The following is a 17,093-nucleotide window of genomic DNA, read 5'->3' on the forward strand; positions in this document are numbered from 1 at the left end:
AGGATGATATATATGGTTTATGCAAATTTTGGCAAACGTCTGCTGGCCTATTTGATTGATGTTCTGATGCTCAATGTACTGTGCGGAATGATTATCATCTTCTATGGCTACTATGTATATATGGCCGTATTTTGGGTGGCTGGCGCGCTTTATTATATTTTATTTGAAGGGAGCAGCTGGCATGCGACACTGGGGAAAAGAGCCATGGGAATTTCAGTGGTGGACGGAAGCGGAAACGGAATAGAATATGGGACCGCGGCAGTCCGGTACCTGGGAAGGATACTTTCATCCCTGACGGTTTTTGTCGGATATTTGATGGCGGCATTCACGGAGAATTCTCAGGCACTGCACGATAAGGTGGCGGGAACTTTTGTCATCGATGGTTCTCCTGTGCCGGGTAGATATCAGACAGGAGCCGGGCAGGCAGGGAATTTTTCCGGAGGACAGAGCGGCAGGCAGATCGTGGGGATCAGCGGTGAATTTGCGGGCAGAGCGGCAGCGGTTTCCCCGGCGGGTACTATGATCGGCAGAGATCCAGTGGCATGTCAGATCGCCTTGTCAGCATCGGCACCGGGAGTGTCAAGACATCACTGTCAGGTGGACTATAACCCTCAGACAAGGATGTTTATACTGAATGATCTGGGGTCTACCTACGGAACATATTTATTAAACGGAACCAGATTAAAGAGCGGACAGCCGGCCGCGCTTAAGTCCGGGGAGCGCTTCTGTGTAGGCAGCAAAGCAAATATTTTTGAGGTGAGATAGGAGGCGGGACCATGCATCATGTAGAGGATTTGTATTTATGTGAATATTGTTTTGCGAAGTTAAGCGGCGGGGAAGATGTCTGTCCGGTGTGCGGCTTTCAAAAAGATACATATGAGCCAGAAGCAGGTGTACTGCCGGCAGGAGAGATTTTGGCGGGAAAATATTTAATTGGGAAAATGCTGGGCCGTGGAGGCTTCGGTGTTACGTATCTCGGATTCGATATTCCCGGGAAGAAAAAAGTAGCCATAAAAGAATATCTCCCGGATGGTCTCGCCGCAAGACAGCCTGGACAGACGATGATCTCTGTCTATACCGGAGAAAAAGAAAATCTGTTTAAAAAAGGGGCCGAACGGTTTTTTGAAGAGGCAAAAATGGTTTCCAGGTTTAATGGAAATCCAAACATTGTATCTGTCTATGAGTTCTTTTATGAAAATCAGACGGCCTATTTTGTCATGGAATACCTGGACGGAATGGATCTGAAAAAATATACGGCAAAAAATGGCGGAAAGCTGGAAGTCGATGAGGCCGTGCGGATCATAGAGCCTATCATGGATGCGCTGACGGTTGTACACAGTGCCGGAGTCCTGCACCGGGATATTTCTCCGGACAATATTTTTCTCACAAATGACAATGAGGTAAAATTGATCGACTTCGGCGCTGCCAGACAGGTGATCGGGGAACAGAGCAAAAGCCTTTCCATCGTATTGAAACAGGGGTTTGCTCCGATCGAACAGTATCAGACCCATGGACATTTCGGGCCCTGGTCAGATATCTATGCCTTGTGTGCTGCCTTTTATTTTATGATTACAGGCAAGGTTCCGGAGGCCGCCATGGACCGGATGGAATTAGATCAGCTTATGCCTCCGTCTGCCATGGGGATTGAGATTCCCATCTCTTTAGAACAGATATTGATGAGAGGGCTTTCGTATAAAGCTGCCGACCGGCCCCAGAGTGTGATCGAACTGAAAGCCGGGTTCATGGAGGCGCTTCCAAAGCAGGAAGAGGAGCCGGGGGAAACGCCGGTCTACATAAATCCGTATTCTGTTCAGGAGTCTAGCAAAGAGGAACCGTTTACCGAAGAAAAGACGCAGGAGAGCAAAGGATTTCTGTTTGACAAAAATGAAGATTATTATCAGAGAGAATTCTCAAAGATCAGGGAAGGGAAACGGGCAGGATTTCACGTACCGGCTTTTTTCCTGACATTCTTTTGGATGTTTTACCGTAAAATGTTTCTTGGGGGAGGGATTGTTTTAGGTTTCCTTATAGTTTTTCAGGTCATAGCTGCGGGCGCGGCAGGGACATTTGCAGGTTCTGATGCCAGTATGATATTTATGGTCCTGTGCTGCGCGGCAGGCTTAGGAGCGGGTATCCTGTGCGGGCTCATGGGCAATTCCTTCTATTATAAATATTATGAGAAGGTCAATCTTCAGGCCAAGATACAGGGAGAGCAGATCTACCGAAAGAAGAGCGGTGTCTTAACCGGAGCGCCTATGGCGGGAGTGATGGTTGGAGCTTTTATTGTAAATGGACTGTTTGCAGTGATTTCCTCCCAGGTTCTCGGAAACCTGACCAATTCATATCCTTCTTCCTCACGGGCAGGAACCGGAAATACCGGCAGTTCTGTATCCACCACATCCCAGGGCGATCTTCACAAGGCGGTTGTGCAGGATATCAGAAATCAATATTATAACGATGAAGAAAAAGGTGCAACGGTCGGCCAGGTATTTGATCTTTATTTTGACAACGGAAGATGGGATGCAGTAGGCACCGACTCCTCCAGCTATCATGTGACCTTTCAGGGGCAGGCGTATTATGCCAACCGTCTCAGGAGTTTTCAGTTTGAGTTTGCCATGGAAGGGCAGGAGATGACGTGTAAAAAGATCCTGATCGGCGGCACGGAGATCGCGTCTGACAAATGGAGTTCTCTTTTAAAGGTCATTGAAATGTATTATAAGGGCATGTCTGCAAAATCAGTGGATGCGGCGCTGAATCTCATGTTTGTCAACCAGAGGGTATATACGACTCTTCCGGAAGCACAGTATCTGCTGAGAAAGTCCGGACTTACTTACCAGATGAAAACCAACCGCAGCGGGGAAAGGAAAGAATTGTCTGTGGCGGGAGGGAAAGCGTCGCTCAGGTTTTATAAAACGGTGCGCACTATGGATACAGTTCCGTATGGAAGTTATCTCTTGATCGTCAAGGACCAGAAGGCAGATGCCACAGCGTTTCTTACTTATTGTATGGGGTGGAGCACTTCTTCCGCCACTCAATTTTATTCAGGCACTGACCGGTACCGCCTCAGCGAGAGCGGGCTGAAAAACAAATCGGAGACCGAACTTATGATCATGAGAAACGAGATTTTTGCAAGACACTACCGGAAATTTGAAGATCCGCTGCTTCAGGCTGTTTTTCTTACAAAAAACTGGTATCGCGCCGTATATTCCGATAGCCAGTTTAAAGAAAACTGGAATGATGCGGAGGAATATAACTTAAAATTAATCGTGAAAGTAGAAGAGGATCTGGGATATCGATGAAAAACAGGATGAAAATTTTAGCCGCGTCAGTGTTGATTTTATGTGCGGCAGTGATTGGATTTGCAGTGCTTTATTTTGTTCGGGGAGACGGAAAAAATAAGAACGGTTTATCCGGTACAAAAAGGACTGCATCGAAAAAGACAACTCAAAAGCCAACCCAAAAGCCTGAGAAAAAGACCTATATTGTAGTCATTGATCCGGGGCATCAGAGAGAACAGGATACGTCAGAGGAGCCGATCGGGCCGGGAGCCAGTGAGACAAAGCCGAAAGTCTCCTCGGGTACGAGCGGAGTTTCATCAGGGCTTCAGGAACATGAGCTGACTCTTCAGGTCTCAAAGAAACTAAAAAAGGAACTGAAAAAGAGGGGCTATACTGTATATATGACCCGGACAACAGCGGATGTGAACATAAGCAATGCAGAACGGGCGGGCTACGCAAAGAAAATGGGAGCGGACATTTTTATAAGGATTCATGCAAATGGTTCAGAGAGCCATGCGGTCAGAGGAGCACTTTCCATGGCACCGTCTAAGAAGAATCCATATGCAGCTTCCCTGGCGGTCAAATCTCAAAAGCTTTCCAGAATGGTTCTGGACGAATATTGTAAGGCCACGGGGATGAAAAACAGGGGAGTCATGCTGACAGACCAGATGAGCGGCATTAACTGGGCTTCTATGCCGGTTACAATCCTGGAAATGGGCTTTATGAGCAATCCAAAAGATGATATGGCCATGAAAGAGAAAGAATTTCAAGAGAAAATGGCAGCAGGAGCGGCAGCCGGCATTGATCGTTATGTACAGGAACTTGAGAGTGAGGAGGACCGGTAACAGGTCCTCTTTGTTTAACATTTTTCTGAAAAAATATGGACTAATTCTTTTTGGCTTTTCAGACCCAGCTTTTTTAGAACAGAGGTCTTTTGGTTGGCGATCGTCTTAGATGAGGACTGCAGGTCCACCGATTTGCCAAGCATCAGATCGAAAACCGACTTTTCAGCGGGAGAAAGGCAGGAAAGAATTGCGGCATGGATCAGATACTTTTGAGGGGTGCTGCCGCAGGCGGTATTTCGGATCGTGTCTGTGAGAAGTTCAAACTGACTTTTAAAAACATAGGCAGAGGCAAACGATCCGACACAGGCATCGATGACAATTTCTGGATCTTCAAAGGCAGTCAGAATGATAATTTTTGCATCAGTTGCAAGCCGGATCTGCCTCCCTGCTTCGATGCCGTCTAAGTCTGTGGAGGACAGATTTAAGTCCATCAGTACGATATCAGGCTGAAGTTCCATGGCCAAAGCCAAGGCATGGGAAGCATCCTGACACTCGCCCAGAACAGAAAAACCATCCAGTGTACTCAGTGTATTTTTTATGAGATAACAAAAGTCAAGATCATCTTCAACAATTAAAATTCGAATAGTGTTAGTTTTCATGGCTCAGTCCTCTCTTCTGGCGAACCAGACGGTACTTTAGGGGAAAATAGAGAAAGAAGATGGTGCCTTTCCCCGGGATACTCTTTACTTTGATCGCTCCATGGTGTTCTTTCATCACTTTCGTGCAGTAGTAAAGGCCGAGACCCAGGTGATGATTGGTAGTCTTTGTCGTATGATACGGTTCGAATAAATAAGGAAGTTCCTCTTTCGGGATGCCGCATCCCTTATCTTCAACAGAGATGACGGTTTGTCTGCGCCCTGCCTGTTCGACACATGTCAGCTTGATTTCGCCTTTGGAAGCCGAGGCCTCGATGGCGTTGTTGAGCAGATTATTCATGACCTCCAGGACGTGGGAACTGTCGCAGAGCAGATACAGATCCCGGGGACAGCTGACGGAAAACCGGATGCCCTTCCGCATATCTGTTGGGATATTTTGAATGCTTTGTTCCAGCAGGGGACGGACGGGAGTTTCTTTCAGATCCAATGAAATTCTGTCGGAATAAATTTTTGTCTTGTTGACGAAATTCGTCAGATGGGAGACGGACCGGGAGAGGATATCGAGTTCTTCCCGGATTCCTTCCGGATGTTTCTGCTGCATGATGCGCAGACACCACTGAATTTTTGAAAGCTCATTTTTTAGTGCATGTCCCACATATTGGGCATTCTTCTGAATCACGGCCTCACTGCCAGTCCAGTCATAAGTTTCCCGTTTCAGTCTGGTACCGAGAATCCCATCTTCAAATAAATTTTTGACGTAGTAGAGCAGAAGAAGGAAAATGATGAAGATATTGCCCTGCCATACTTTAAACAGGCCCCTGAGTCCCAGCAGATGAATGGCAAACGCGCTGAACAGCCAGTACCAAAGGGGTGTCAGCACAACGACTGCAGCCATTTTCCGCTGCCGGTAATTAGCCTGGAGCCGTTCACGGACGAGGGTGCTCAGCAGAAGAAATGTCATGAAAATACCGCAGCTCCAGTTATATATGGCGGCCAGGAGATAATAAGTACGGTCGTTCAGCTGGTAAAATCGCGTGTCTGCAATCGGATATACAACGGAGAAAATGACCGCAGGGACAAAGGTAATAAATCTTAAAAGGCGGAATGATTTCGGATGCCTCTGGTCAAAATTACTGAAATAGAAACTGAACATGATGGAACACGGCATGGCCAGATAGTAAAGAACTCCGGTGAGCACAGAGTAAATATGATAAGAAAGTTCCGGACTATAAAAAGAGAGATCCGCAGTCAGGGAGGGGTCCAGGGAAAAATAAAGATATTCTTTAAATACGCCCATACTGAAACAGAATCCCGCAAAAGCACACCACTGATTAGACTTGTTTCTCCTGTTGGAGAGATAAACAAGCAAAAACAATGCCCATACAAGAATAGTGAACAATAACAGGGCAGTTCCGGGCATGCCCCTGGATGTGCCGACTCCCATAATTTTTTCCTCCCATAAATTTCATCAATTCTATACTAATATAATCTAAAAAAATCGTCTACATCCTGTCTGGAATTTCTTCCTAAAGTTTATAGGAAGATAATATTTAGCGAATGAATTGTTTGCGTACAAATAAAATTTCTCAAAACTCTTTTTTTCTTTGGAATATTTGTGTATAATAACCCGGGAGGGGAATAGAATAATGGTGAAAAAAAGATGGATGGCAATCGTTCTTATGGCAGTGCTCATTTGGAATATGGCAGGAACAAATTTAGAAACCCGAACGGCCTATGCAGCGTCTAAACAGACAATATGGCAAAAAAAGTTCAGTCAGTACCGGTATAACAAGTCAGTAAACCAGCTGATTTTTGTGAAATACAAAAAGAAATCAAAAGCAACTGTCTATATGTATCAAAAAAGAGATCATAAATGGAAGCGCATTTTGAAATGTAAAGGTTATGTAGGGAAAAAAGGAATCCACAAGAAGAGGGAAGGAGATCTGAAGACACCTTCCGGCACTTTTGGATTCACAGGTGCTTTTGGGATCAAAAAAAATCCGGGTGCAAAGATGAATTATACCAGAGTCAATAAGTACCTCTACTGGTGCGGGGATAAAAAATATTATAATCGGCTGATAGACGTGAGAAAAAAGAAGCACCGCTGCCGCGGAGAGCATCTGATTGACTATAAACCACATTATTATTATGGAATGTTTCTTAATTATAATCCAAAACATAAATATAAAAAAGGATCTGCAATATTTCTCCACTGTAAAGGAAAGAAGCCGTACACGGCAGGATGTATTGCAGTAAGCCGGAAGAACATGAAGAAGATCATAAAAAATGCGGAATCTGGGGCAAGGATCTGCATTTACCGAAAATAAAACTGAAAGTTACCAGGAGGAAAGACAAATGGAATATGAAGGAATGGTGTACAGACCGCCCAGTGAGGCATACAGTCTGATCATACAAGTGACCATCGGATGCAGCCAGAATGACTGTATCTTCTGTAATATGTACAAAGAAAAAAGATTCAGGATGAGGCCGCTTCAGGATGTTCTGGCCGATTTCAGGGAGGCAAGAGAGTACTACAATTCAATCGGAAAGATTTTTCTCGCAGACGGAGATGCCCTGATTTGTAAAAATGAATATCTGAACGAGATTCTTAAATATATTCGTGAAGAAATTCCGGAATGCCGGCAGGTCACCTGCTATGCTTCCCCTAAGAGTGTCATGATTAAAACAAAGGAGGAACTTCGGGAACTGAGAGAAAACGGCCTGGATATGGTATACATGGGCCTGGAATCGGGAAATGCCCAGGTGCTTAAGTTCATGAAAAAGGGAGCCACGCCGGATGAGATGATACAGTCTGCATCCAAGATAAAACAGGCGGGTATCCGGCTGTCAGTGACGGCTATTTCGGGGCTGGGAGGAAAAAAGCTGTGGATGGAGCATGCGGTTGATACAGGGAAAGTTTTTTCTGCAATGAAACCGGATTATATAGGCCTGCTGACATTGATGATAGAACCCGGACTTCCGCTGGAAGAAAAGATCAGAAGCGGAGAGTTTGAACTGATCACTCCCTATGATAATCTGAAAGAGACAAAATTGATGCTGGAACATATGGACTGTCCGGGATGTATCTTCCGGTCCAACCATGCGTCCAATTATGTCAATTTGAGAGGAACCTTGAATGAAGACAGGGATAAAATGATCGCGAAGCTAGATGAGGCGATACAGGGCAATCTGCATTTGAAAGAAGAATGGATGAGAGGATTTTAAATTCTTCAGTGACAGAAAAAAGAAGGAAAGTGTAATTACATGTACATTTTCCTTCTTTTTTTATATTAAAGCTCAATAAATTCCGGTGACTGGTTCTGGAAAACGGTATAGAACCGGAAGCCGAGAGAAGTGAGGAGTTCCCGGAGCTTTGGAAAGTCGTATGCCATATGCTCCGGACAGTGTCCGTCAGAGCCGATCGTCAGAATCTCTCCCCCCAGTTCCAAATAGCGTTTGAGAATATCTGGATGGGGGTTCGGATATCCAAGACCATACTTATATCCGCCGGTGTTGACCTCGATCCCTTTTCCGTCTTCTATGATGGTTTTTAAAATTTCTTCGATCAAATCGGCGTAATCCTGATAGATAAACTGATAGTTTTTATCGGGACAATAGCGCACGGCATAGTCCAGATGACCATATACGCAGTAGTCATGATAGACTTTGACATTCTGGAGTATCACCTCTAAATATCTTAAAAGACCTTTTTTTCCAGGATATGTTTCAAAATATATAGGTTCATATGGATCCATTTGGTCAACAATATGAGTAGAACCGATGATGAAATCAAAATCATCAGAGCGGGCAAAATCCCGGCATTTGTCATAAGTTGTCGGCATCAGTCCGATTTCGGCGCCGAATAAAATCTTTATCCGGTCATTGTATTTGTCTTTTAATGATAATAATTCAGATTTATATGAGGGTAGATCCACCAGAAAATCAAAATTTTCTTTATTTTCAGGATAACCGTAATCCTGATGTTCTGTAAAACAGATTTTGGTGAGACCAAGGTCTATGGCTTTTAAGATCATGGATTCCATTGAAGCCTGTGAGTCAGAAGAGTGACTGGTATGTAAATGAAAGTCTGAATGAATCATGGCGTCTCCTTTATATTTAAAAATATGATTGGTTTTAATCTTATTATATATAATTATTAAAAAAAATACATGAAAATCAGATAAGTTACAAAAGTTTTACTTTAAATGAACAATTACCTTATGTTAAACTAAAGATGTTTAATACAGGAGGAAAAAAAATGAGTACATTAGATCATCTGGGGAACCTGTTTGCCTTTGCCGGCGGATTAGGTATGTTTCTCTATGGAATGAATGTGATGGCGGACGGACTGCAGAAGACTGCCGGCAATAAGATGCGGCAGCTGCTGGGATATCTGACCAACAACCGCTTCTTAGGAGTTTTAGTGGGAGCTTTGGTCACTGCCATCATCCAGAGCAGTTCGGCAACTACCGTTATGGTCGTAGGTTTTGTGAATGCAGGCATCATGAACCTTACCCAGGCAGCAGGCGTTATTATGGGTGCGAACGTCGGAACTACGATCACCGCATGGCTTGTATCGGCAAATGAATGGGCAGGGGCGCTGAAACCTGAATTTTTTGCACCGCTGATTTTAGCCATCGGAGCATTTATTGTAACTTTTTCAAATAAACAAAAGTTAAACCAGAAGGCAGAGATTGCCGTAGGTTTCGGTGTTCTCTTCATCGGACTCTCTTTTATGTCCAGTTCCATCGGGGTATATCAGAGCAGCCCTATTTTCGCAAAGGCTTTTGAAGTTCTCGGGGGGAATCCTATTTTAGGAATTCTTGTAGGAGCTGTCGTTACAGCGATCATTCAGAGTTCTTCCGCATCCGTGGGTATTCTCCAGACACTTGCCATGAAGGGCATTGTAAACTGGCGCTCCGCCGTTTTTATTACGCTGGGGCAGAATATCGGTACATGTATCACGGCTCTTTTATCCAGTGCGGGAGCAAATAAAACCGCAAAAAGGGCGGCGGTGATCCATTTATCTTTTAACATCATCGGAGCTGCTATCTATGGAATTATCATGACCATTTTCTTCGGCGTGTTTGACCATTTGGCCATGCAGCATATTTCGAGTACGGAGATCTCTATTTTCCATTCTATCTTCAATGTATCAGTTACCGTACTGCTGTTCCCGTTCGCCAATGTATTGGTGAAACTGTCAGGACTGATTATCCATGAAGAGCCGGAAGATGAGGAAGACGAGGAAGTAGAAGAGATGGTGCTGCGCCACCTGGATCCGCGTATCTTAGAAACTCCTTCTTTTGCGGTGGAAAACGCAGTCAAAGAAGTAGTGCGCATGGGTGACATCGTTCTGAAGAATATGAAGCGTGTTACAAAGGAAGCTATGAATCCGCAGCCGAGTGAGAAACAGCTGGACAAGGTGTTCAGGGATGAAAAGGTCATCAATCATTTAGAAACTATGATCACCGGATATCTTGTGAAGATCAGCAATCTGGCGCTGACGGAGAAACAGAGTAAAATTGTCACGGATTTATTCTACACTATATCGGATATTGAAAGAGCGGGAGATCACGTAGAGAATATTGCTGAATTTATGCAGACGAAGCATGACGACAAAATTGCATTTTCTGATCTGGCAAAGGACGAATTGCACAAAATGACGGCACAGGTCATTAAAACATTTGATTATGCCATCAGAGCGATTGAGAAAGATGATGTGGAAATTGCAAAACAGGCCATTCAGGGAGAGGAAGAAGTAGACAGAATAGAAAAACAGTACCGGAAACAGCATATTAAACGGCTGGAACGGGAATCCTGCCTGCCGGAGGCTGGTGTGATCTATATTGATATGATGACAAGTCTGGAGCGTATTTCTGACTATGCAGACAATATTGCCAATTATATCATTGATGAGAATGAGAAATAAAGCTTTTGGTAATCTTGTACAAAGATATGATTTTGTATACATGAGAGAAATGCTAAAATAGACTTGATATTTTTGGACATATTGTTTAAAATAAAAAGGAAGTTTGTCAATAGATTGACAATTGACAGACAACATTAAATTATTCATTCAAGACTTAGGAGGAATTGAGATGGCAGTAAAAGTAGCGATTAATGGATTTGGACGTATTGGACGTCTTGCATTCAGACAGATGTTCGGAGCTGAAGGTTATGAAGTTGTAGCAATCAACGATTTAACAAATCCTAAGATGTTAGCACACTTATTAAAGTATGATTCTGCACAGGGAAGATACGCATTAGGCGACAAAGTAGAAGCAAAAGAATCTTCTATCGTAGTAGACGGAAAAGAAATCGAAATCTATGCAGAAGCAGACGCAACAAAACTTCCTTGGGGAGAATTAGACGTAGACGTTGTATTAGAATGTACAGGATTCTACACATCTAAAGACAAAGCATCTGCACACGTTCAGGCAGGAGCTAAAAAGGTTGTTATTTCTGCACCGGCTGGAAACGATCTTCCAACTATCGTATACAATGTAAACCATGATACACTGACAAAAGAAGATACAGTCATCTCAGCAGCTTCTTGTACAACAAACTGCTTAGCACCTATGGCTGATGCACTTAACAAGTATGCAGCAATCCAGTCTGGTATCATGTTAACAGTACATGCTTACACAGGAGATCAGATGACTCTTGACGGACCTCAGAGAAAAGGTGACTTAAGAAGAGCACGTGCAGCTGCAGTGAACATCGTTCCTAACTCTACAGGAGCTGCAAAAGCTATCGGATTAGTTATTCCGGAATTAAACGGAAAATTAATCGGATCTGCTCAGCGTGTACCGGTTCCTACAGGATCTACAACACTTTTAACAGCAGTTGTTAAAGGTGACAATGTAACTGTAGAAGGAATCAACGCAGCTATGAAAGCAGCAGCTACAGAGTCTTTCGGATATACAGAAGAAGAATTAGTATCTTCTGACATCATCGGAATCAAATATGGTTCATTATTCGATGCAACTCAGACAATGGTTACTGAAGTTGGTGACGGATTATACGAAGTTCAGGTTGTTTCTTGGTATGACAATGAAAACTCTTACACAAGCCAGATGGTAAGAACAATCAAATACTTTGCAGAATTAGCATAATTATCAGCACTGTGGATGCGGACAAGCTTCGCGATTCAGTGCAGTTATAAAGACTCAAACGGGTCCGGTCTTTTTGGACCGGACCCGTTTCTTGTATTTTAAGAAAGCGATCCGACAGGATAGGCATTCGATTTAATCCTATAAGAAATCCCAGGAGGAAAGAACATGTTAAACAAAAAATCAGTAGATGATATCAACGTAAAAGGAAAGAAAGTCTTAGTGCGCTGTGACTTCAACGTTCCGCTTCAGGACGGGAAGATCACAGATGAAAACCGTTTGGTTGCGGCCCTTCCTACATTAAAGAAGTTAATCGCAGACGGCGGAAAACTCATTCTCTGCTCTCATTTAGGAAAGCCGAAAGGAGAGCCAAAACCGGAATTATCTCTTGCACCGGTAGCAGCACGTTTGAGTGAGTTATTAGGTCAGGAAGTAAAGTTTGCAGCAGACGATAACGTTGTAGGACCGAATGCGAAAGCAGCGGCAGATGCAATGCAGGACGGAGATGTCATTTTACTCCAGAATACACGTTACAGAGCAGAAGAGACAAAGAATGGGGAAGAATTCAGCAAAGAACTTGCAGGCCTCTGCGATGTATTTGTAAATGATGCTTTTGGAACTGCTCACAGAGCTCACTGTTCTAACGTGGGAGTTACACAGTTCGTAGACACTGCAGTTGTAGGATACTTAATGCAGAAAGAGATCGATTTCTTAGGAAATGCAGTCAACAATCCGGAACGCCCTATGGTAGCGATTTTAGGAGGAGCCAAGGTTTCCTCTAAAATTTCTGTTATCAACAATCTTTTAGACAAGGTTGATACACTGATCATTGGCGGCGGTATGGCTTATACATTCATGAAAGCATTGGGAGAAGAAGTCGGAGATTCCTTACTGGAAGCTGACTACTTAGACTATGCAAAAGAAATGATGGATAAAGCAAAAGAAAAAGGTGTGAACCTGCTGATCCCTGTTGATACCGTAGTTGCTGATGACTTCTCCAATGACGCCAACATCAAGACCGTAGAGAGAGGCGGAATTGAAGCAGGATGGCAGGGACTTGACATCGGACCGAAGACAAGAGCATTATTTGCGGATGCCTTAAAAGATGCAAAGACAGTTGTATGGAACGGACCTATGGGATGTTTCGAGATGCCGAACTTTGCGGCAGGAACTGTGGCAGTTGCAGAGGCACTGGCTGAGATTGATGCTACAACGATCATCGGCGGAGGAGATTCCGCAGCAGCAGTAAACCAGCTTGGTTTCGGTGATAAGATGACACATATTTCCACAGGCGGCGGAGCATCTCTGGAATTCCTGGAAGGAAAAGAATTACCGGGTGTTGCAGCGGCAAATGATAAATAAGCTTTTTAACTATCAAGGAAAGTAATCGGAGGGTATACCATTATGCGTAAAACAATCGTAGCAGGAAACTGGAAAATGAACAAAACACCTAGCGAGACAGTAGCTTTAGTAAATGAATTAAAGCCATTGGTAGCGAGTGAAACATCTGATGTAGTATTCTGCGTACCGGCAATCTGTATTCCGGCAGCGATCGAAGCTGCAAAAGGAAGCAACATCAACATCGGTGCTGAGAACATGTACTATGAAGAGAGCGGTGCTTACACAGGAGAGATCGCTCCAAACATGCTGACGGACTTAGGTGTAAAATATGTCATCATCGGACATTCAGAGAGAAGAGAATATTTCGCTGAGACAGATGAGACGGTTAATAAAAAAGTTTTAAAAGCTTTTGAACACGGAATCACTCCGATCGTTTGCTGCGGAGAAACTCTTGCTCAGAGAGAACAGGGCGTAACCATTGACTTTGTTCGCCAGCAGATCAAGATTGCATTCCAGGGTGTGACTGCAGATCAGGCAAAGACTGCTGTTATCGCTTACGAGCCAATCTGGGCAATCGGTACAGGAAAAGTTGCAACAACAGAGCAGGCTCAGGAAGTTTGTAAAGCGATCCGTGAGTGTATCGCAGAAGTGTATGATCAGGCTACTGCTGACGCCATCCGCATCCAGTACGGCGGTTCAGTGTCTGCTGCAAGCGCACCGGAATTATTCGCACAGGACGACATCGACGGAGGATTAGTCGGAGGAGCTTCTTTAAAACCGGACTTTGGTAAGATCGTAAATTATAAGTAGAGAGATAAAGCTGCTGCAGAAATTATTTGCAGCAGCTTTTTGCTTTAAATTGGTTTAGAGAAAAGGGGAGTAAGATTATGAAAAAGAGATATATAATAATGACATTTTTTTTGATGGCAGGCTTATTTAGTTGTCCTTCAATTTATGTCAAGAAAGTTGAAGCAAAGGGAAAGACTTATACAATCAGCCCAAATAAAATTCCAAAGTCCGTTAAAAAATCTTCTGCCTACAATAAAAACACCAGGAATTCTCTTCAGATACAATATTATTTAAAGAAACTGCAAAAAGGAGGTGGCAGACTGGTTCTGAAAAAGGGGACATATAAGATCTGTTCGACTCTCTTTGTACCATCGAATACAACAATAGAACTTAAAGAAGGTGCAGTACTAAAGAAAATAAACAAAGGTAAAAGCAATTATAAGCCTACGAAAAATATGTTTTTGCTCTGTTCCTATAAAAACAGAAATAAAACAAATGCATATAAAAAGTTTAACGGGCCCAAAAATATTAAATTTATAGGTCACGGAAGTAAGTCGGTTATCGATTTATCTTATATAAAGGGGGCACATGGAGTATCTGGTTCACATAATCAGAATGTGACTTTTCAAAATATAACCTTCAAGGGACAGAATGGAGGACATTATATTGAGATCGCCGGAGTGAAAAATGTAACAGTAAAAGATAACAGATTTCTTTCTGCTAAATCCAGTACAAGGAGTTCTGCATACAATAAAGAAGCAATTAATATCGATACACCAGATAAAGCCACCGGTGGATTTACACTTAAGTGGAGCAAAAAAGACCAGACTCCGAATGTAAATGTCATGATCACTAATAATGTATTTGACGGAGTGAATCGTGCAATCGGAACGCATAAATATTCACAAAAGAAAGACAAAAAAGGAAAATATTCGAAGTCTTCGGTAAATGTTTATCATCAGAACATACAGATTAGAAATAATCAGTTTAAAAATATTTACGATAATGCTGTCTTTATGATGAATTGGGAAAATACGACGATAGATTCAAATCAGTTTTCAAAAATTGGTATGAAAAATAAAAGAAATACGAATACGGCAAAACACGGTGTAGCAGGAGGAGGCGTCAAAAAGCTGACATTGACAAATAATCGTTTTATACAAGTGAGAAGCAGCGTTGTATATCTGAGGAGAACTGCGAATAACGGCTCAGGAAGTAAATATTATCCTCTTCTTGTTTATGTGACAAGTGCTGAACTGCAGAAGATGGGGAGCAATTCTGTTTTAAACTGCAGCAGAGATCCTATTTATCCGTCTTATGATATTCTGATGTTTAAAGGGGATGGTAATCGCTCCAGAGACAATGCTTACGGGATGAATTTAAAGAGTGGAAAAATAATAGCTGGGATAAAATAGTCTATAGTCAGATTCAATCTGTTATTGAATTTATAAAAAATAATCGTTATAATATTAACGGATTATAAATTGACAGCCAATGAAGATAAAGGAGATTATAATGAGCAAGAAACCTACCGTTTTAATGATTTTAGATGGTTACGGATTGAATGATAAGAAAGAAGGCAACGCGATTGCGGCAGCCAATACACCGGTCATGGACGAACTGATGAAGACATGCCCGTTTGTTCCGGGAAATGCATCCGGCATGGCAGTAGGCCTTCCGGAAGGGCAGATGGGAAATTCTGAAGTGGGACACTTGAATATGGGTGCCGGAAGAATCGTATATCAGGAGCTGACAAGAATCACAAAAGAGATCCAGGATGGAGATTTCTTTGAGAACGAAGCGCTGCTCCAGGCAGTAGAAAACTGTAAGAAGAATGGAAGTGCACTTCATGCAATGGGATTAGTATCTGATGGCGGGGTACATAGCCACAATACACATCTGTATGGATTATTAGAACTCGCAAAGAGAAATAATATTGAAAAAGTCTATGTACATGCATTCTTAGACGGACGTGATACAGCACCTACTTCCGGAAAAGGATTTGTAGAAGAGCTGGAAGCAAAGATGAAAGAGATCGGTGTAGGAAAGGTTGCCACTGTCTCCGGACGTTACTATGCAATGGACCGTGACAATCGCTGGGACCGTGTGGAGAAAGCATACAAAGCTCTTGTCATGGGAGAAGGTGTAATGAAAGACTCCGCCGTGGATGCCATCGCAGATTCCTACAAAGAAGAAGTGAACGATGAGTTCGTTCTGCCGACTGTTATTACTGAAAATGGAGAACCGACTGCCACGATCAAAGAAAATGATTCTGTCATCTTCTTTAACTTCCGCCCGGACCGGGCAAGAGAAATCACCAGGGCAATCTGTGATGACAAATTTGACAGCTTTGAGCGTCCAAATGGTTACTTTAAGACAACTTATGTATGCTTTACAGAATACGATGCTACAATTCCAAATAAGCTGGTGGCATTCCACAAAGTAGAGATTAAGAATACATTTGGTGAATTCCTGGCAGAACAGGGGTTAAAACAGCTTCGTCTGGCCGAGACAGAGAAGTATGCACACGTTACCTTCTTCTTCAACGGAGGCGTAGAAGTTCCGAATGAAGGAGAGGAGAGAATCCTTGTGAAGTCACCGTCTGTGGCAACTTATGACCTGCAGCCGGAGATGAGCGCCATGGAAGTGGGCAGCAAACTTGTGGAAGCTATCGAGTCTGACCAGTATGATGTGATCATCGTTAACTTTGCAAACCCGGATATGGTTGGACACACCGGCATCTGTGATGCGGCAGTAAAAGCGATTGAGACTGTGGACGGATGTGTGGGCAGAGCGGTAGAAGCCATCAAAAAGACAGACGGACAGATGTTTATCTGTGCTGACCACGGGAATGCAGAGCAGCTGGTGGATTATGTGACAGGAGCTCCGTTTACAGCCCATACAATCAACCAGGTACCGTTTATTTTAGTAAATTATAAGGACGGTGTGAAATTGAGAGAGGGCGGATGCCTGGCGGATATCGCGCCGACGCTGATCGAAATGATGGGACTTGAGCAGCCGGAAGATATGACCGGAAAATCTTTGTTAGTAAAATAAATATTGATATAACGGAAAGCAGTATGTATTGAAAGCATACTGCTTTCTTTTTGTATTTCAATGTATGGATTT

General features: G+C 43.2%; 14 protein-coding genes. 11 read left to right on the forward strand and 3 right to left on the reverse strand.

From position 1 onward, the window contains the following. The first annotated feature begins 12 nt into the window (after window positions 1-12). The 3 genes from ANCC_RS06795 to ANCC_RS06805 are packed head-to-tail and all read left to right on the forward strand — an operon-like array spanning window position 13 to window position 4,123. On the forward strand, window positions 13-765 hold the full coding sequence (locus ANCC_RS06795) for an RDD family protein (protein WP_050754267.1): 753 nt from the start codon (window positions 13-15) through the stop codon (window positions 763-765). A gap of 11 nt (window positions 766-776) precedes the next feature. Continuing rightward, the gene (locus tag ANCC_RS06800; RefSeq protein WP_006565439.1) at window positions 777-3,299 is read left to right on the forward strand and encodes a protein kinase domain-containing protein; all 2,523 of its coding nucleotides are present in this window, start codon (window positions 777-779) and stop codon (window positions 3,297-3,299) included. After that, entirely contained in the window at window positions 3,296-4,123 is an 828-nt protein-coding gene (locus ANCC_RS06805) for an N-acetylmuramoyl-L-alanine amidase (RefSeq protein ID WP_006565438.1), read from the forward strand. The genes ANCC_RS06800 and ANCC_RS06805 overlap by 4 nt, the downstream gene beginning before the upstream one ends. Window positions 4,124-4,137: 14 nt before the next feature. Here ANCC_RS06805 and ANCC_RS06810 read toward each other — a convergent pair whose 3' ends face one another. Next, on the reverse strand, window positions 4,138-4,722 hold the full coding sequence (locus ANCC_RS06810) for a response regulator transcription factor (protein ID WP_006565437.1): 585 nt from the start codon (window positions 4,720-4,722) through the stop codon (window positions 4,138-4,140). Continuing rightward, window positions 4,712-6,163, reverse strand: coding sequence for a sensor histidine kinase (locus ANCC_RS06815; RefSeq protein WP_039946060.1), 1,452 nt, complete (start codon window positions 6,161-6,163; stop codon window positions 4,712-4,714). The genes ANCC_RS06810 and ANCC_RS06815 overlap by 11 nt, the downstream gene beginning before the upstream one ends. Window positions 6,164-6,365: 202 nt before the next feature. Between ANCC_RS06815 and ANCC_RS06820 the strand changes: the two genes are divergently transcribed. Further along, window positions 6,366-7,046, forward strand: a complete 681-nt coding sequence (locus ANCC_RS06820; RefSeq protein ID WP_006565434.1) for a L,D-transpeptidase family protein — start codon at window positions 6,366-6,368, stop codon at window positions 7,044-7,046. Window positions 7,047-7,074: 28 nt separating this feature from the next. After that, window positions 7,075-7,944: a radical SAM protein gene (locus ANCC_RS06825; RefSeq protein ID WP_022261371.1), complete on the forward strand. Its 870-nt coding sequence runs from the start codon at window positions 7,075-7,077 to the stop codon at window positions 7,942-7,944. Window positions 7,945-8,009: 65 nt separating this feature from the next. Here the strand turns inward: ANCC_RS06825 and ANCC_RS06830 are convergent, their stop codons facing one another. Next, window positions 8,010-8,819 (reverse strand): histidinol-phosphatase HisJ family protein, encoded by an 810-nt coding sequence (locus ANCC_RS06830; protein ID WP_039946057.1) that lies wholly within the window; start codon window positions 8,817-8,819, stop codon window positions 8,010-8,012. A 158-nt stretch (window positions 8,820-8,977) separates the two neighbouring features. Here ANCC_RS06830 and ANCC_RS06835 point away from each other — a divergent pair, with 158 nt between their 5' ends. The 6 genes from ANCC_RS06835 (at window position 8,978) to gpmI (ending at window position 17,021) form a co-directional block, all read left to right on the forward strand. Next, window positions 8,978-10,651 (forward strand): Na/Pi cotransporter family protein, encoded by a 1,674-nt coding sequence (locus ANCC_RS06835; RefSeq protein ID WP_009291153.1) that lies wholly within the window; start codon window positions 8,978-8,980, stop codon window positions 10,649-10,651. A 169-nt stretch (window positions 10,652-10,820) separates the two neighbouring features. Then, a complete protein-coding gene (gene gap / locus ANCC_RS06840; RefSeq protein ID WP_039946056.1) occupies window positions 10,821-11,837 on the forward strand; it encodes a type I glyceraldehyde-3-phosphate dehydrogenase in 1,017 nt (338 codons plus the stop codon). Between the two features lie 165 nt (window positions 11,838-12,002). Next, entirely contained in the window at window positions 12,003-13,196 is a 1,194-nt protein-coding gene (locus tag ANCC_RS06845; protein ID WP_006565429.1) for a phosphoglycerate kinase, read from the forward strand. Window positions 13,197-13,235: 39 nt separating this feature from the next. Beyond that, window positions 13,236-13,985, forward strand: a complete 750-nt coding sequence (gene tpiA / locus ANCC_RS06850; protein WP_039930792.1) for a triose-phosphate isomerase — start codon at window positions 13,236-13,238, stop codon at window positions 13,983-13,985. A gap of 77 nt (window positions 13,986-14,062) precedes the next feature. Further along, window positions 14,063-15,379 (forward strand): glycoside hydrolase family protein, encoded by a 1,317-nt coding sequence (locus tag ANCC_RS06855; RefSeq protein ID WP_129700143.1) that lies wholly within the window; start codon window positions 14,063-14,065, stop codon window positions 15,377-15,379. A gap of 100 nt (window positions 15,380-15,479) precedes the next feature. Continuing rightward, complete coding sequence (gene gpmI / locus ANCC_RS06860; RefSeq protein WP_009291157.1) at window positions 15,480-17,021, forward strand: 2,3-bisphosphoglycerate-independent phosphoglycerate mutase; 1,542 nt, start codon at window positions 15,480-15,482, stop codon at window positions 17,019-17,021. Window positions 17,022-17,093: the final 72 nt, after the last annotated feature.

Source organism: Anaerostipes caccae L1-92, from assembly GCF_014467075.1.
GTDB classification, from domain to species: Bacteria; Bacillota; Clostridia; order Lachnospirales; family Lachnospiraceae; genus Anaerostipes; species Anaerostipes caccae.

Excerpts from the sequence above, each read along its gene's own strand:
- gpmI (WP_009291157.1), top strand. The coding sequence starts at position 15,480 with ATGAGCAAGAAACCTACCGTTTTAATGATTTTAGATGGTTACGGATTG.
- ANCC_RS06855 (WP_129700143.1), top strand. The coding sequence starts at position 14,063 with ATGAAAAAGAGATATATAATAATGACATTTTTTTTGATGGCAGGCTTA.
- ANCC_RS06845 (WP_006565429.1), top strand. The coding sequence starts at position 12,003 with ATGTTAAACAAAAAATCAGTAGATGATATCAACGTAAAAGGAAAGAAA.
- ANCC_RS06830 (WP_039946057.1), bottom strand. The coding sequence starts at position 8,819 with ATGATTCATTCAGACTTTCATTTACATACCAGTCACTCTTCTGACTCA.
- ANCC_RS06835 (WP_009291153.1), top strand. The coding sequence starts at position 8,978 with ATGAGTACATTAGATCATCTGGGGAACCTGTTTGCCTTTGCCGGCGGA.
- ANCC_RS06810 (WP_006565437.1), bottom strand. The coding sequence starts at position 4,722 with ATGAAAACTAACACTATTCGAATTTTAATTGTTGAAGATGATCTTGAC.
- ANCC_RS06805 (WP_006565438.1), top strand. The coding sequence starts at position 3,296 with ATGAAAAACAGGATGAAAATTTTAGCCGCGTCAGTGTTGATTTTATGT.
- ANCC_RS06795 (WP_050754267.1), top strand. The coding sequence starts at position 13 with ATGGTTTATGCAAATTTTGGCAAACGTCTGCTGGCCTATTTGATTGAT.
- ANCC_RS06800 (WP_006565439.1), top strand. The coding sequence starts at position 777 with ATGCATCATGTAGAGGATTTGTATTTATGTGAATATTGTTTTGCGAAG.
- ANCC_RS06825 (WP_022261371.1), top strand. The coding sequence starts at position 7,075 with ATGGAATATGAAGGAATGGTGTACAGACCGCCCAGTGAGGCATACAGT.
- ANCC_RS06820 (WP_006565434.1), top strand. The coding sequence starts at position 6,366 with ATGGTGAAAAAAAGATGGATGGCAATCGTTCTTATGGCAGTGCTCATT.
- ANCC_RS06815 (WP_039946060.1), bottom strand. The coding sequence starts at position 6,163 with ATGGGAGTCGGCACATCCAGGGGCATGCCCGGAACTGCCCTGTTATTG.
- gap (WP_039946056.1), top strand. The coding sequence starts at position 10,821 with ATGGCAGTAAAAGTAGCGATTAATGGATTTGGACGTATTGGACGTCTT.